The organism is Marivita hallyeonensis (assembly GCF_900129875.1).
Lineage (GTDB): Bacteria > Pseudomonadota > Alphaproteobacteria > Rhodobacterales > Rhodobacteraceae > Marivita > Marivita hallyeonensis.
The window spans coordinates 1,037,316-1,053,320 of record NZ_FQXC01000001.1 but is presented as its reverse complement, the minus strand read 5'-3'; the positions used below and the strand labels follow the sequence as shown (position 1 = coordinate 1,053,320).

The window sequence follows — 16,005 nt, the reverse complement described above, 5'->3', positions numbered from 1 at the left end:
TTACCGTTTCCGCTTCTCATTGAGCCGAGTGTGGCTGCCTCGAAAAATCGCAAAGATTTCCATCAAAGACCGGTCTCGGGTAATTCGATCAAAAACAAGTTCAGAGCAAAGCAGCTACAGTCTTGAGGCTTATTTTTTGACGGCCCCGTTCGTGCTCAGGCCGCACCCGTGGGCGAAGGCAATAGACTGGACCCACCATGCCAGACGATTTTGATGACTCGATCTTTACGACAGGAACCACCGCGGTTTCCGTTCCTACCCTGGGCGAAATCGAGGAATCCGGCGATGTTGACTGGTTCGCGGTGGAATTGGTCGAAGGTCACAATTACCAAATTCAATTGCGTGGGAGCTTCACCGGCGACGGGACCCTGTCCGACCCATTCTTTTCTGGCGTCTACGATGGTGTCGGCCAACTAATCGGCTTCGACAACGACGACGCGAACGCGCAGAACCCCAACAGTCAGGTCGACTTCACTCCCACTTATACCGGGCTCCATTACTTCGCAGCTGCCGCTGCTCCTGCTCCGTCGGGAAGCTCAAACCTCGGCACCTACGAACTGCAATTTTTCGATTTCGGCACGACGCCACCGCCGGTCGTTTCGCCCGGTATATTCAACGCTAGCGTGAACGAAGGCGACGAACTGGAACTGGCCGTCAGTCTGCCAATTCCGCCGTCCATCGCTCTTGTCGTGCCGCAGTTGCTTTCCGTGGACGAACGGATCGCCGCACGAAACATCAATATCACAATCACAACAGGAAACGCTACGCAGGGCGACGATTTCCTGGTGGACTACAGCGTAGGAAGCCCACAGTCACTCATTTTCCGAGCGCTCAACGACGATCTGGTGGAGAACGACGAAACTGTTCTGGTTGAGGTCGACGGAACGATCGATTGGATCGTGCCACCATTCATCACCAATGGTCAAAACATTCAAAACCTTCTGGGCGGAATAGTATTCGGCGAAATTCAACAGGAAATCGTCGATTTCAGCCTTGACGTCACGATCAACTCCGCACCAGAAGGCAATCCTCTGGACATAGATGATTACACTTTCGAAGGTCCGGAGATCGTTACCAATCTACTGGATACATTCACCGACGGCAGTGGTGAATTCTTCGATGCCGTTCCGTTCCTTTTTTCCGGTGACCATATCGAAGGTGAGGTTCTGGCGAACGGCGATCTGAGGATCACCGACGCGTTCGGAAATCCCGGCGACACCGTTACGCTGCGATTCATCGTTGAAGATGCGCGCGGAGCGCAAACCATTGGCGAGCAGACCATCAATTTCGGTGCTCTGCGCGACGACTACCTGCCCGGAGACACCGCGCTCGCGCTCGGGTCCATAGCCGTCGACAGCACCGAGATTGGCAGTGTCGAACGGGCAGATGACCGTGATCGCTTCCAAGTGTTGTTGGAAGCCGGGCAACTCTACGAGATCAATCTCGCCTCTGCGACAACGCCTAGCGGGACGCTGGCAGATCCCGAAATTTTCGGCGTTTTCGACAGCCTGAACGTGTTGATTCCAAATTCGGCTGACAACGACAGCGGTATCGGTCTCGACGCCGCGGTTGACCTAGTCGTGGATGTTACTGGAACTTACGAGATCGAGGTCGGGAGCCATACAAGCATCGGACGCGGCGGGTATGAGCTGTCGATCGACAATCTGGGCTCTGCGGACGATTACCTGCCCGGCGTTTTTGCCAGTGATTTCGGTAGCGCTTTGGTCGATGTGCCCGTCGCCGGCATCATTGAACGTGATGGTGACCGCGACCGGTTTGAAGTCTTCCTCCAGGCAGGGATCGAATACGACATCTCGCTCGAAGGCGCGCCGACCAGCGCCGGGTCGCTTGCCAATCCTCAGATCACTGGCGTTTTCAACAGCAACGGCGCACTTCTGGCCGGGACAACAAACAATGACGGGGGCGTCGGTTTCAATGCGCTCGTGGATGGCCTGCTTGTTCCAACGGATGGCGTCTATCAAATCGAAGTAGCCAGCGCTCGCGACCTTGGCGTGGGCGATTATTCACTGTCAGTGGATCTCGTGCGCTTCCTTGACGACTATCTCCCCGGAGTTGCTGCCGGGTTCGGATCAGTCGCTACCGGCGGCTCCGCAACCGGCATCATTGAAGCACCGGACGACATTGACGGCTTTCTTCTGAACCTCGATGCGGACACGACTTATCAGATCAATTTGCTCGGTCAGGACTCGAACGGCGGCACACTGGCTGACCCGATCATTCTAGGCGTTTTCAATCAGGGCGGGATCGTCCCCTTCTCGCAAACCTTTGACGATGACGGCGGTATTGGACGCGACAGCCTTTCCAACTTCACCCCACCGCAGTCCGGGACTTACATTGTCGAAGTAGGTAGTTTCGACGACGGGATCGGGACCTACACGGTCACTGTTGATGATCTTGGCCTACTTGATGACTTCGCAGCGGATCCCACCACGAACGGCGCTATCTCTGTGAATGGCAATGCGACCGGTCGCATCGATTTCCCCGAAGACGCGGACTGGTTCGAAGCCTCTCTTTCCGCAGGTCGTCTCTATGAAATAGAGCTTGTGCCAATCGGAGATGGTAACGCCCTCTCGGATCCTTTGTTTAACGGTGTCTACGACAGCAACGGGGTCCTCATTCCAAACACAGAAAATGACGACGGTGGTGACGGTCAAAGCAGTGCAATTCTGTTTTCGACCGAACAAAGCGGGACATATTACCTGTCGGCAGGAGGATTTCTTGAAAACACCGGCCAGTACAGGTTGATCCTGTCCGACCGTGGCGGCGTTGTAGATGACGACAATTTCGACATCACGCTCAACTACGAAGGACCAAACCAGTATCTCTCTGCGTTCGAGGCAGCCGCCGATAGGTGGGAAGAAGTCATCACCGCCGACTTGCCATTCGCATCGGTCGAAGGGTTTGGCTTTGTCGATGACATCCTGATCGAAATAACGGTCGATGATATCGATCTCGAATTTGCGGGCGTTGAACAAACCATCATCGCCATCTCAAGCATACTTGACCAACGCTCCCCTCTGTCCAACGAAGGAGCATCATTGCCAACGTTTTCGCGGATTGTCGTGAATTCAGACGAAGCCGACCGAGTGATCCGCAATCTCGAAGATCTTGCCGCGAACACCATTGGGCGCGCGCTCGGATTCGGTTCTCTTTGGGAAGAATTCGGCCTTGTCCGCGATATCGATGGCATCTTGACCTACGTTGGGTCAAACACGCTGCGCGAGTTGGACGATCTCAACGACGACCTCGATGGCGCGGACCTTCTTGAAGATGGAGCCGACGGCGCACTTGCAGGAGAATACTGGCGCGAGTCCATCTTCAACGCCGAACTGATGACACCACGGATTGAGTTTCGCGGCATCAATTCTGATCCGCGCCCCCCCGGTGTGACGGATAATCCGCTCAGCGAGCTGACCATCGGCGCCATGCAGGATCTCGGCTATACGGTCAGTTACGGAGCCGCCGATCCGTACAGCCTATTCTTCGGATCGCAACTGCGTGTCACCCAAAATTCGCAAAGCGCCTCGACCGACGCTGCGGTGGTTGACGCGGCAAGCGCCCGCTCCTTCCGCCTCGCAACCGATCTTCCTGATCCGGACGAATTTCCGACCGGGGCCGTTTTCATCTACGCTCGTCCGAACACTCTGTCGGAATCCCCCGGAAGCTATGCGCTCAATGGCGACAACTCAGAACTTATCCGGATAAGCGGTACGTCTGCCCTCTTCATTGAAGGTGTCACCGGCGACAACCTCGTGGTCGAAATCAAAGGCGCGTTCGAAAAGACCAATCCGACCAATGTTAACGGTATTGTCGGGACCGTCGACTCTATGGAAGTCTTCTCACAATCCGGGACGCTTCTCTTAGCCATCGACTACACGCAAAAACCTGTCGACGTGGCTGATATCATTTCGGGATGGCCAAACTACCCGATCGACGGCCCGAATATAGTGGTTGTCGATACGCTGCCCGACACGGTTGCCCGTTTTAATCCGAATGGAGGCGGCCCCGAAACCGATCGCATCTTTGTGGGCGCGGATGACGACTATGTCCGAGGCGGCAATAATGCCGAATTCATCCACGGCGGCGGCGACAACGACAGTCTCGTTGGCCTCGGCGGCAATGACACCTTGATAGGAGAGTCCGGCAACGACGTTCTTTCCGGTGGTGCAGGTAATGACCAGATCAACGGAGGCAACGGAACGGACACCGCAACGTTTAGCGGCGCTCAATCGTCGTATACGCTGACCCTGAGTGCGAATTCGACCACCGTCCAGGACCGTCGTGGAGGCGAGAATGGCCTCGACACCTTGATAGACATCGAATTTCTCAGCTTCGATACCAACTTCAACGATGGCGGGCCGTTCAACTTGCAGATTTTCGGTGGACCGACCGGGCTGTCCGCTCCTGATTTCGAGAGCTTCATCGAGCTTTATATCGCCTATTTCAACCGCGCCCCCGATGCGGTCGGCCTCAATTTCTGGGGTACGGCCTTTGCCAACGGAACCACGCTGGCCGAAATGGCAACACTCTTCGTGGGCCAACCCGAAACCCAGGCTGCGTACCCAGACGGCACCAGCAGCCTCGACTTTGCAACATCCGTCTACAATAACGTGCTGGGTCGCACTCCCGACGCAAGTGGCCTCGATTTCTGGGTGAACGCGCTCAACACCGGTAGCGTCACGCGGGATGGCTTTATCCTAAGCGTCTTGCAGGGCGCCAAGTCCGCACTGAAACCAGAAGAAGGTCAGGACTTCGTCGACCAGCAACTCGCTGACCGCGCTTACCTTGAGAGCAAGACCGACATAGGCGCGTATTTTGCCGTTCACCGAGGTATGTCTGACGTCGACAACGCGGTCGAGGCCATGTCCCTGTTCGACGGCTCTCAGAGCAGCATCAACACAGCCGTCGCCCGCATCGACGATTTCCATACGGCGGCGCTCAGCTCAAATACCGGAGAGTTCCTGATGCAGGTCATAGGCGTTCTGGACAATACGTTCGACGGCTGATGCAGGTGACCTGCTCCCCTGAGAGTCCACGTTTATTACTTGGCTCCGTTCAGGGTTTGGTTCTCTCTTGACCGTTGGTGATACTCGCACGGGATGAGCCCGCCGAGGCTCGAATGTGGGCGGTTGTGGTTGTAGTCGGCGCGCCAAGGTCAAAAGCGGTGGCGACTTAACGCGAACTTGAATGGAACCGCAAAGGCAGGAATCTTCAAAGGGGGGAATGGGAAGAGCCATCACTGATCACCGGTTTTCTGCCGTTTGTTTGAAGGTAGCAGACGTTCAATAAAACTTACCAAGCTTCAGCTTCGCCCCACATTCTACCCTTCCGACCGCTGCATTGCTTCAAATGTCGGACGTTACGACGGGTGTCTCAGCCGAAATGCAGCTTAACAAATACCAAGGGCACCCGCCGAAGCGGATGCCCTATCAATTTGTGAACAGAACGATCAATTCAGAACAGTGAATTCGATTCGGCGATTTCGTGCGCGGTTCTGCGGCGTGTCGTTGCTCACGATGGGCCGAGCTTCGCCATAACCAACCGCCGCCATGCGATCACTCGGAATGCCCTTGTCAAGCAGCCAAGTCCGCACTGACGCCGCCCGGCGTTCGCTGATCACTTGGTTTTGCTGGTCGCTTCCGATCGAGTCCGTATGGCCCGCAATCTCCAATCGGAAGCCGGGGCAACGGTTCACGATGTCGTAAAGGTTCTCCAAAAGCGGTATGCTCTTGTCATCGAGCCGCGTACTGCCCGAGGCAAAGAAAATGTTGCCGGTTTTCGACAAGATCTCAAACCGACCGCGGCAGGCTTCTTCGGACATATCGCCCTTCGTCTCCAGCGCAACTGCCGCCGGGGTCAAAACGGCTTCCGGAATGTCCGGCGGCGTCCCTGGCTGCGCGCGGTTGAAAACAAAATTGAAGCTCACCACACCAACCGGCGTGATGTCTACGTTCGCCGCTTCCTGTAGCTTCATACGACCTTCTTCGAGGTCCAGTTCCTCTAGGGTGAACGCAATTGGCGTGATCGAGGATACAACCACGCGATCGTTGTCGATCAGCGTCACAGCCACGTCGGTCGTCCGGTCCAGCGTCACGCCGCGCAACGTGAAGGAATACGGCAATTCGATCTCTTTGCGCCGTGTCATGTGTAGATCGGTCAAAAGTTCGGGATTGAGTTCCGCCGTGATGATTGCTTCGGGAAACTTGAAGGTTTCGAAGAACAGGAAACGCATGCGCACATTGCGCAGGTCCACCTTCGTATCGACCGAATCCAAGAGCACGCGCACCTGTGCCTGCCCATTCTCGGTGATCAGGCCTGACAACGTCGCAAACGAACTCGTCTCGGCAATCTTTGATTTTTTGACTGACAAAAACCTCAATTCGGACGCGTCACCATCCAAATTCCAGCCATACTCGAACGGGTCTGCGCTTTGTGCGGAAGCCATACCGAGAGGCAGGGCCAGCAAAAACGCAAAGACACACAGGACACGAAAAGCTGCGGATTTCATAATCACCTCGCTGACAATATGCGCACCGAAAGGTACAAGCTGATAATGTTAGTCTTCTGGTTGAGAGTTTAACAGAAAACTTGCATGCTTGCATAGGACGAGCGATAAAAAGATGATTTTGAAATACATAGTTATACAAGTCTCTGAAAACACTCGGATTTGCCATGGGAGAAGCGGTTTGACTAAGGTTAGCTACGGGATCGCGAGGCGTGCGGTTTCAGTAACCATTGCGGTCTTATTCTCATTAATGTGCTCCGCGTCCGTCGGATCCGCGGAAGAGCGCATCGCGTTGATAGTTGGAAACTCCAGTTACAGCTCCGTCTCATCGTTGGATAACCCGACCCGTGATGCTCAACTGATGGCCGAGACGCTTGAAACCGTTGGGTTCGATGTCACGCTTCTGATCGACGCATCTCAGATTGAGATGATCCGCGCCCTTGCCCAGTTCGGGCGCGATCTTCGCAGCGGCGGTGAGGACACGACGGGGCTGTTCTATTACGCCGGTCACGGCGTTCAGAGCTTTGGCAACAACTACTTGCTTCCTGTCGATGTCGCATTGGAAGACGCGGCTGACCTCGACCTACAAGGCGTGGAAGCGCAAGCCGTTCTGCGCCAAATGGCTTCTGCCCGCAACCGAACGAATTTCGTGATTCTCGACGCTTGCCGCAACAATCCATTTGCCGACATGGCCGATTTCGACGCACCGGGCCTCGCCGAGATGAAAGCGCCAACTGGGACGTTCCTGTCCTATGCAACTGCGCCCGGCGGTGTCGCGCTTGATGGACTCGGCGAAAACAGCCCCTTCACGACTGCATTGGCACAGGAAATCGTTAAGCCCGGCGTACCGGCCGAACAGATGTTCAAACAGGTCCGTGTAGCGGTGCTAGAAAAGACCGCAGGCCAACAGACACCGTGGGACACGTCCTCACTTACAAGCAATTTCAAGTTTGTGGATGCGCCTGTCGAGACATCCGAAGACCTAGCGGCCCGGCAACTCTGGGAGTCGGTTCAAGCGACCGCAGACCCGGTACAGATTATGCTCTTCCTGCGTGGGTATCCTGACAGCAAATACGCCGATCAGGCGCGTGATTTACTGGCGAGGGCGATTGCGGAAGAACTCGAGGAAGGCGGCGAACCGCAGCAATCAGTTGCGGCCGCACCCCCCGACGATGAGCAAAAGATGTTCGAAGCCCTGCAGGAAAACCCAACACTTGCAGGCTACGAGGAATTCGTTGCAACGTTCCCGAATAGTGCTTTCGTTGAATTCGCAAATCAGGAAATCGCCGCCCTGCGTAGCCAGACCAGCACCGATCCTGTTGGCGAAGGTGTGACCGAACCCGAGCCGGAAACAGAGACCGTGGCGGCCCTGAGCGAACGCTCCACTGCCGAGCCGAGCGTTGTGACATTCGACACGCCTCTGGTCGCTCCGGGAAGCATCATTGACGGTATTTTACTGTCCGAGCTGACGAACTTGTCACCGCAGTTTCCGCCGATCCCCGATCTTCCCGAAGAATTTTGGAAAGAACAAACCTGCTCGAATTGCCATGAATGGAATCGAGAACGTCTATGCGAGCAATCCAACGTCTACCTGAATCTCAGTGGACAGAGGTCACTTGAGAAAGCTCATCCGTTTGACGGCATTCTGAAACGCAATCTCAGACAATGGGCTGCCGGCGGTTGCCAGTAAATCTCGCGTAGAAAGCGAAGGCTAACGAGCCAGCGTCGTCGCAAAGACTCGCCCAACTCCGCGCACGCGGTCGGCGAAACCGGCCAGCTGGGCGAGATGCCAGATCAGGGCCTGATTGCTCGAGAGGACGGGCTTGCCGATCCGTTCTTCCACCACTTCGATGACATCAAGAGTTCTGAGGTTGGTACAGGACAGGAACACCGCGTCGCAGGTCTCTGACCGTCCCATCTCCACAGCCGCCGCCTCAAGAGACGCGGGGGCGATGCGGACGACGCGCGCTTCTTCCGCCTCTTCAAAACTGGCGAATGCGGTGACCTTCAGACCGGCTTCTGAAAGCGCGTGTCTAAGCTGATCCGACACCGCTTCCACGTAAGGGCTGATCACCCCGATCCGCGTGACCTGCAAGGCCCGGCAGGCCGCGATCACGGCGGACAGGGGTTCGGTCACGTATGGCGTCGCAACACCGGCCTGCACCAGCGCGCCCACACGCTCCGACCCGATTTCGGCCGAGGCGGATGTGCAGCCATATGCCACCGCCGCGATTTCCGCGCCGCGCGGCAAGAGCGACGCCGCACCGGTGATCCGCCCCTCCATCGCGCGCAACGTCTCGCGCGACACGGTCACATCCGACGGAACGCGCGACACGAGGTATTCGACATCGTCCGGGATCATCCGACGCAGGTCCGGCTCGAGGCTCTCATCCGCCTGCAAGGCAAGGACGCCCACCTGCAGGGGCCGGTCAGTTTCAAGCGTATAGGGGAGTGCCATCAAATTACCCGTATCTGAGCGGTTTGCGGTGTTGACAAGTACACGGCCCCGTCCTCACGCACGACGATGTTTTCCTCGTGCACAAGGATGCGCCCCTCTCCGACAGCGACCGATGGCTCCAGTGTCAGAACCATACCCGCCTGCAATGGCGTGTGGTCTTGCGGGATGATCGACGGCCATTCGGTCAGTTGCATCCCAAGACCGTGTCCCAACCGCCCAGCCTCCATCTCTGCGCCAGCAGGGTTCACGACGTCATTCATCACGTGAAAAAGGTCTGCTATGGTCTTGCCAGGACGAGCAATCTCGAACGCGGCCTGCGTCGCGTCAACAAGGCGCGCGTGTCCGTCCGCGACCGCTGCACTTGGCCTTCCAACGCTGTAGTTCCGGTCGAAATCGCAGAAATACCCGTCCCAGACCAATCCAGTGTCGAGCATCAGCATATCACCGGCGACCAGCGGCGCGTCCGACGCGGGAGAGATCACATCCGCATAGCCCCCGTGCTCTGCCGCGCCCGCGAGGTAGGGAACCCAATCCGCACCTTCTTCGAGGCAGAGCCGCTGGAAATCGCGGAATACCTGCGACAGAGGCACGCCTGCTTTGGCAATGCCGCTCACCCGGTCGAAAGCGCGGTCGCCGATGCCCGCAGCTACGGCGATCTTGGCAATCTCCGCCTCCGATTTGATCAGGCGCAACCGCCGCGTGATGGTGGCGTCGCCGACAATGGGACGGTCCGTGACCGCGCGTTCGAGTGCGCGCAACGACGCCAACGGCATCCGTACATGGCTTTCCATCTGGTCAGCGATCCCGATCCGGCCATCGACCGGTACCACTTCGCACAGGGCGTCGGCCAAAAGCCCGATCCCGTCGTCCATGTAATCCGGCGCGGCCCAGGTCCGGATGTCCCGCACCCAGCTCTGCCCCATCAGATGCGCCCCGATCGAGGGAATCACCGCAATCGGATCCCCGCTTGACGGCAATACCAGAAACCAAGGGCGCGTCGGGCTTTCCCAGAACCGGGTGAGGAAACCGGTGTAATATCGGATCTCCGGTTCGGTCGTGAGCAGGAGCGCCGCGAGATCAGCCTCGGCCATCAACGCTTGCGCGGCCCGTACACGCGCCTGAAACTCCGATGCCGGAAACCCCCGCGCGGGCATCGTCACGCCGCTTCACTCAGGATTAGCATCACGCGCGATGATGCATCCAGTCCCAGCACCCCTTGTACCTTCGCCCCGGCCAGCAGAGCCGCCACCCCGGCGCCGCCAGAGGCTGTGGTCGGCAAACCCGCGACCGAACAGGCGTCAACACCCATCGCGGCCTCATCCTCAGAAATGAGCACATAGTCATCGGCATCCCGCGCAAGACCCTTGAGCGCGATAAGCGACGGTTCCTTGCAATCGAGCCGACCCATCTCGGAACTCGGGCCCTTCGTGATCTGCGGTCCACCTGCCACAACAGATGCAAACAACGCCGGCGCCACCTCTGGCTCCACTACGACGATGCGCGGGACATCTCCCCATGCCTGCCGCGCATAGGCTGCGCACGCCGCCGCCAGGCCACCGACACCCGCTTGCAGAAAGATATGCGTCGGCGCTTGCGCCATCTGTGCCACGGCCTCCTGCATCAGCGCGAGATATCCCTCCATCAACACATGCGGGCGCTCGAAATAGCCCGGCCAGGAACTGTCCGACAAAAGCGCCCAGCCCTCGGTCTCGGCGCATTCCGCCGCACCGGCCATCGCGTCCTCGTAGATGGCCCCGTGGCGACGTACCTCGGCCCCATATGCCCGCAACCGCTCGGCAAACGCTTCTGGCACCGTCTCGGCCAGAAAGACGACCGCATTCGCCCCGAACGCCTGCGCCCCGGCCGCAACCGACAGACCGTGGTTGCCCGCGCTTGCGGTTACATAGGTCCGTCCCTTGGCGACACCCGCCTCCGCATCCCGCGCAATCACATAGGCCGCGCCCAGCGCCTTGAAGCTTCCCAGCCCCATACGCCCGCGTTCGTCCTTGACCCAGACTTCCGCCACACCTGTGGCTTCCGCCAAGGCAGGCGACGCAACCAATGGGGTCTCCGCCGCCACCGGGCACCGCGCCAACAGTGCGGCAGTCCGCTCCGCATCCACACTCGGCAGTGGCACGTCGGCCAAGGCGTCCATCAACACCGCTCGCCGGTCTTCCGTATTTCGTATATAGTCCACGCCTATCGCTCTCCACGCCTGTAAGGCGCCATCAACGCCTCTGGCACTTCCGCCCGCCGCGCCACGAGAATGAGTGCAACGATGGATAACACGTAGGGCGCCATCAGGAACAACTGATACGGTACGCCTTCCACGACCGTCTGCAACCGCAACTGATACGCATCGAAAAACGCGAACAAGAGCGCGCCGACCAAAGCCTTGCCGGGTTGCCAAGAGGCGAACACCACCAGCGCGATACAGATCCAGCCGCGCCCCTGCACCATTTCCGGGAAGAACGAGTTGAACGCCGCCGTGGTCAGAAACGCTCCGCCCAGTCCCATCAGCGCCGATCCGGCCACCACCGCGCCAACGCGCAAGGCGTTCGGGTTCAACCCCTGCGCCTCGACCGCGTGCGGGTTTTCCCCTGTCATGCGGATCGCCAGACCCAGCGGCGTGCGCGCCAGAACGTAGGCCAGCACCGCCACCGTCACCAAAGCCAAATAGGTCGGCGCGGTTTGCGTGAACAGCACCGGTCCCAACACCGGGATGTCCGACAAGACAGGCACCGCGTAGGGCCGGAACGGCTCGATCGTCGGTGGCGTCTCGCCCACCTCGACGATCAGTCGGTAGAGGTAATAGGCCAAAGCGGACGCAAAAAGCGTGATCCCCAGGCCCGACACATGCTGCGACAGACCCAAAGGCACTGTAAGCCCGGCATGCAAAAGCCCCATGAGCGCCCCGGCCAAGGCCGCGATGACCAGACCCATCCAAAGGTCTCCGCCCAGATAGACCGTCAGCCACCCGGTCATCGCGCCCATGGTCATGATCCCCTCGATCCCGAGGTTCAGCACACCTGATCGCTCGCACAGGAGCGCGCCCAGGACACCGAAGATCAGCGGCGTCGCGATCCGTAGCACAGCCGCCCAAAGGCTTTCGCTCATCAGCAGGTCCAGCGCTTCGATCATCGCCGCACCCGGTAGGTCGTGAAGAGAAGCGCCACCAGCATCGTCAGCAGCGACAAAGCGACGATCACATCCGCGATAAAGCTCGGCACGCCCGTCGCCCGGCTCATCGCATCCGCGCCGACAAAGACGGTGGCAACGAACACCGCCGCCGCCACCACGCCCGCCGGATGCAGCGCCGCCAGCATCGCGACGACAATCCCGGCATAGCCGAACCCGGGCGACATCGTCGTCGTGACGCCGCCAGTCACGCCCATCACCTCGATCGCACCCGCCAAACCGGCCAACGCACCCGACAGCAAAGCCACCCCCATGATCGTGCGCGGCAAGGAAATCCCGGCAAACGCCGCCGCCCGCGCGTTCAACCCGGCGGCCCGTGTTTCGACCCCGAAGACCGTCCGCGTGAGCACGAGCCAGACAACTCCCGCAGCCGCCAAGGCCACAAGAAGCCCCATGTGCAATCGCGTGCGGGGCACCAGATCGGCCAGCCGATACGCCGAATCCACCGGTACCGACTGCGGCCAGCCAAAGGCCAGCGGGTCGCGCAGCGGGCCTTCGATCATCAAACCGACAAACAGGATCACGATGAAGTTGAGCAGCAACGTCGTCACCACCTCGTCCACCCCGAACCGGAGCCGAAGGAACGCCGGACCTGCCAGAAGCAACGCCCCCGCCGCCATGCCGCAGATCATCAGGACGGCCATGCCCAGGAGACCGGGCAAGGCCAACGAATGCCCGATCCAAGCAGTCGCCAGCGCGCCCATGAAGAACTGACCCTCGCCTCCGATATTCCAGAGCCGCGCCCGGAACGCGACGGCCGCCGCAAGCCCGGTCAGAATGAGTGGCGTCGCCCGCGTCAGCATCTCGGTCAGTGACAGGCGCGATCCGAACGCACCGCGCAGCATCTCACCATAGGCCGCCAGCGGATTCACCCCTGCCGCCGCAATCAGCCCGGCGGCCAGCACCAGCGCAGCTACCACGGCCGCCAAAGGCGCTGTCGCCACCAGCGTCAGTGGCACCGTTTCCCGCCGTTCAAGCCGCATCTTGCGTGTCCCACACACCGGCCATCATCAGCCCCAAACGCCGCGCGTCGGCCTCTCCTGCCGCCACCGGCTCCGACAAGCGGCCCTTCACAATCGCCTGAATGCGATCCGACAATTGCACCGCTTCCTCCAACTCTTCCGAGATCAGGAGGATCGCCGCCCCCTCGGCCCGCGCCGCGAGCAACTCCTCATGCACCGCCGCAATCGCCCCCTCGTCAAGTCCTCGCGTCGGCTGGTTTGCCAAGAGAAACCGCGGGCCCGTCGCCAGGCACCGCCCAAGGATCAGTTTCTGCATATTCCCGCCCGAGAGCAGCCGAATACGCGTGTCCGGCCCTGCCCCGCGCACATCGAACCGCTGGATCAACTCCCTTGCATGCGCCTTTGCTTCGGCGCGCCGGACAAAGCCGAAACGCGAGAACGCCGCACTGCGCAACCGCTCCAGAATTGCATTTTCCCAAACCGTCATCTCACCCACCGCGCCCTCGGCGTGGCGATCCTCCGGCACCCGCGCTGCCCCCGCCGCGATCAAGCCGCGTGGCCCCAACTGCCCGACATCCGCACCGTTCAGACGCAACGCGCCCGACGTGGGTGCCATCAATCCCGACAACAGCGCCCCCAAGGCGCCCTGTCCGTTTCCGGACACCCCGACAATCCCCAGGATCTCCCCTTCGTTCACGGTGAACGATATATCCTCAAGCCGCGTCTCACCCTCTTCGACAATGGTGATCCGCTCGGCCTGGAGTACCGGCGCTCCGATGGCGTGGTCCTGTCGCACGGGTCGCTGCACTTTCCGCCCGACCATCAGTTCGGCAAGCTCTGACGACGACGTCTCAGACGTTGCGCGCTCTGCCACCATGCGGCCACCACGCAAGACCGCCACCCGGTCGGACGCCGCCATGACTTCATGCAGCTTGTGGCTGATAAAGATTAGCGACAGCCCGTCTTGCGTCATCCCCCGCAAGGTCTCGAACAGCCGCTCCGCCTCGGGCCGCGCCAGAACCGCAGTTGGTTCATCAAGGATCAGCACCCGCGCATCACGATAGAGCGCTTTCAGGATCTCAACCCGCTGCCGCTCCCCCACGCTGAGCTTCGACACCCTTGCGTCCGGGTCCACAGGCAATCCAAACCGCTCCGAGATCGCCATCAGCTTCTTGCGCGCCGCGCGCCGGTCGGACCCGATCCGGGACAGGCGTTCGGAGCCCAGCATGACGTTGTCGAGCACACTCAGATTGCCGGCCAAGGTGAAATGCTGGTGCACCATGCCCACCCCCGCCGCAATCGCCGCGCGCGGTTTGCCTGCGGGCAGGGTTTCTCCGAAGACGCGCACCTCGCCCTCGTCGGCCTCGTAATGACCAAAAAGGATATTCATCAGCGTCGTCTTGCCCGCGCCGTTCTCCCCCAGCAGTGCGAGGATTTCCCCCTGTCCAAGGCGCAACGACACGTCCTCATTCGCCACCAGCGGACCAAACCGCTTGGTGATATGCGACAGTTCCAGAACCGGCGTCATATCGGCATCCCCGCAATAGTCTGCGGGAACGGAATATCCACGAGATGCGCCAACGGCGCCGCCATGTCGAGAAGCGCCGTATCGCTGTTCGGTCGCCCGATAAGCTGCGCGCCCACCGGCAGTCCGTCGTCGAACCCGGCAGGAAAAGCCAGCGCCGGCAAGCCGGCCACATTGGCCCAGGCGGCGTTCGGGGCCAGGCTTTCCATCTTCAGAAAATGCGCGTCGAGATCGGCATAATCCATCGGAAACGCGCCCAGTTTCGGCGGCGGGCCGGACAGAACTGGCATCAAAAGCGCGTCCGTCTCACCAAAGAACTCAAGGATGTTATCCCTCAACTCCATGAGGGACCGCGACGCACCGAACACCTCGACCCCTGTCAGCGCTTCCCCTTCCTGCCGCGCCGCCCGGATCAGCGGCGGAAGCTCTTCGTCGGGTACGCCCGTGGCGGTCAAGCCTTCGTGCAAAGCGGCGCAAAGGATTGTTCGGATCACGGACATCGGCCGCGAGATGTATTCAGGATTGGGCGAAGACGGCGGCCCGTCCGTCACAGTATATCCCGCAGCCTCCAACGCCTGCGCCGCGCCAAGCGTGGCTGCGCGTTGGCTGTCGTCACAGGTCTCCGGTATGATCACCGCCACACGCGGCGCAAGCGGCACGTCGGTCTTGGCAACGCAGGCCAAAGCCGTCCGAACGTCCCTCAACGACCGCGCCAGCACCAGCTCGGAGGCGATGCCCATCAGCCAATTGTTGTAATCCGGCCCCATCGGAGACACCCCGCGCGACGGTTTCAATCCCCACAACCCGCAGCAGGCAGCCGGTACCCGGATCGACCCGGCGGCATCGGTCGCATGGGCAATTGCGACAATCCCGCTGGCCACGGCCGCCGCCGCACCACCAGAGGAGCCGCCTGGTGTGCGACTGGCATCAAAGGAGTTGGTCGCAGGCGGTTGGCCTTCGGGCTCCGTCGACAACGCAAGCCCGACTTCGGGCACCGCAGACAGGCCAAACGGCACCAGCCCCGCTGCGCGGAACAATGCAATCAGGCTGCTGTCCGCCTTCGATGCCTCGATCCGCTTGGCAATGGCGGCGCTCCCCGCCGATTGCTTCAACCCGCGCGCGAGTGACCCCAAATCCTTGACAAGGAACGGGACACCCGAAAACGGCCCCGGCGCGGCTTCCTCCACCAACGCCAGAGCCTCTTCGTCAGGAAGCACCCGGGACACGGCTCCGGGCACCTCGCGCATCCGTGCAAGGCTGGCCGCCATCACGTCTCTGGTCGACACCCGACCTTCGGCAATGGCGGCCGCAAGGGCCGTCGCGTCGGTCACGAAGG

At 60.2% G+C, this 16,005-nt stretch carries 10 protein-coding genes and 1 pseudogene; 2 read left to right on the top strand and 9 right to left on the bottom strand.

From position 1 onward, the window contains the following. The first annotated feature begins 197 nt into the window (after positions 1-197). Positions 198-5,027, top strand: coding sequence for a DUF4214 domain-containing protein (locus tag BUA42_RS05345; RefSeq protein WP_072776597.1), 4,830 nt, complete (start codon positions 198-200; stop codon positions 5,025-5,027). A 35-nt stretch (positions 5,028-5,062) separates the two neighbouring features. Here the strand turns inward: BUA42_RS05345 and BUA42_RS21505 are convergent. After that, positions 5,063-5,173: pseudogene (locus BUA42_RS21505) on the bottom strand (integrase core domain-containing protein); the annotation flags it as partial. Between the two features lie 297 nt (positions 5,174-5,470). Next, entirely contained in the window at positions 5,471-6,529 is a 1,059-nt protein-coding gene (locus BUA42_RS05335; RefSeq protein ID WP_072776596.1) for an OmpA family protein, read from the bottom strand. Positions 6,530-6,641: 112 nt separating this feature from the next. On the opposite strand from BUA42_RS05335, the gene BUA42_RS05330 reads away from it, so the two are divergent. Beyond that, on the top strand, positions 6,642-8,216 hold the full coding sequence (locus tag BUA42_RS05330) for a caspase family protein (protein WP_245818955.1): 1,575 nt from the start codon (positions 6,642-6,644) through the stop codon (positions 8,214-8,216). Between the two features lie 21 nt (positions 8,217-8,237). Here the strand turns inward: BUA42_RS05330 and BUA42_RS05325 are convergent, their stop codons facing one another. From BUA42_RS05325 to BUA42_RS05295, 7 genes are read right to left on the bottom strand one after another with little or no spacing between them, the layout of a single operon-like run. Next, positions 8,238-8,984: a maleate cis-trans isomerase family protein gene (locus BUA42_RS05325; RefSeq protein ID WP_072776594.1), complete on the bottom strand. Its 747-nt coding sequence runs from the start codon at positions 8,982-8,984 to the stop codon at positions 8,238-8,240. Then, positions 8,984-10,138: a M24 family metallopeptidase gene (locus BUA42_RS05320; protein ID WP_072776593.1), complete on the bottom strand. Its 1,155-nt coding sequence runs from the start codon at positions 10,136-10,138 to the stop codon at positions 8,984-8,986. The genes BUA42_RS05325 and BUA42_RS05320 overlap by 1 nt, the downstream gene beginning before the upstream one ends. Positions 10,139-10,140: 2 nt before the next feature. Next, complete coding sequence (locus BUA42_RS05315; protein WP_425435020.1) at positions 10,141-11,181, bottom strand: pyridoxal-phosphate dependent enzyme; 1,041 nt, start codon at positions 11,179-11,181, stop codon at positions 10,141-10,143. 2 nt (positions 11,182-11,183) lie between these two features. After that, complete coding sequence (locus tag BUA42_RS05310; protein WP_072776591.1) at positions 11,184-12,125, bottom strand: ABC transporter permease; 942 nt, start codon at positions 12,123-12,125, stop codon at positions 11,184-11,186. Then, entirely contained in the window at positions 12,122-13,165 is a 1,044-nt protein-coding gene (locus BUA42_RS05305) for an ABC transporter permease (RefSeq protein ID WP_072776590.1), read from the bottom strand. Before BUA42_RS05305 ends, BUA42_RS05310 begins: the two co-directional genes overlap by 4 nt. Next, positions 13,155-14,672, bottom strand: a complete 1,518-nt coding sequence (locus tag BUA42_RS05300) for an ABC transporter ATP-binding protein (RefSeq protein ID WP_072776589.1) — start codon at positions 14,670-14,672, stop codon at positions 13,155-13,157. The genes BUA42_RS05305 and BUA42_RS05300 overlap by 11 nt, the downstream gene beginning before the upstream one ends. After that, on the bottom strand, positions 14,669-16,000 hold the full coding sequence (locus tag BUA42_RS05295) for an amidase (RefSeq protein ID WP_072776588.1): 1,332 nt from the start codon (positions 15,998-16,000) through the stop codon (positions 14,669-14,671). Before BUA42_RS05295 ends, BUA42_RS05300 begins: the two co-directional genes overlap by 4 nt. Between the last annotated feature and the right edge of the window lie 5 nt (positions 16,001-16,005).

Excerpts from the sequence above, each read along its gene's own strand:
- BUA42_RS05345 (WP_072776597.1), top strand. The coding sequence starts at position 198 with ATGCCAGACGATTTTGATGACTCGATCTTTACGACAGGAACCACCGCG.
- BUA42_RS05335 (WP_072776596.1), bottom strand. The coding sequence starts at position 6,529 with ATGAAATCCGCAGCTTTTCGTGTCCTGTGTGTCTTTGCGTTTTTGCTG.
- BUA42_RS05330 (WP_245818955.1), top strand. The coding sequence starts at position 6,642 with ATGATTTTGAAATACATAGTTATACAAGTCTCTGAAAACACTCGGATT.
- BUA42_RS05325 (WP_072776594.1), bottom strand. The coding sequence starts at position 8,984 with ATGGCACTCCCCTATACGCTTGAAACTGACCGGCCCCTGCAGGTGGGC.
- BUA42_RS05320 (WP_072776593.1), bottom strand. The coding sequence starts at position 10,138 with ATGCCCGCGCGGGGGTTTCCGGCATCGGAGTTTCAGGCGCGTGTACGG.
- BUA42_RS05310 (WP_072776591.1), bottom strand. The coding sequence starts at position 12,125 with ATGATCGAAGCGCTGGACCTGCTGATGAGCGAAAGCCTTTGGGCGGCT.
- BUA42_RS05305 (WP_072776590.1), bottom strand. The coding sequence starts at position 13,165 with ATGCGGCTTGAACGGCGGGAAACGGTGCCACTGACGCTGGTGGCGACA.
- BUA42_RS05300 (WP_072776589.1), bottom strand. The coding sequence starts at position 14,672 with ATGACGCCGGTTCTGGAACTGTCGCATATCACCAAGCGGTTTGGTCCG.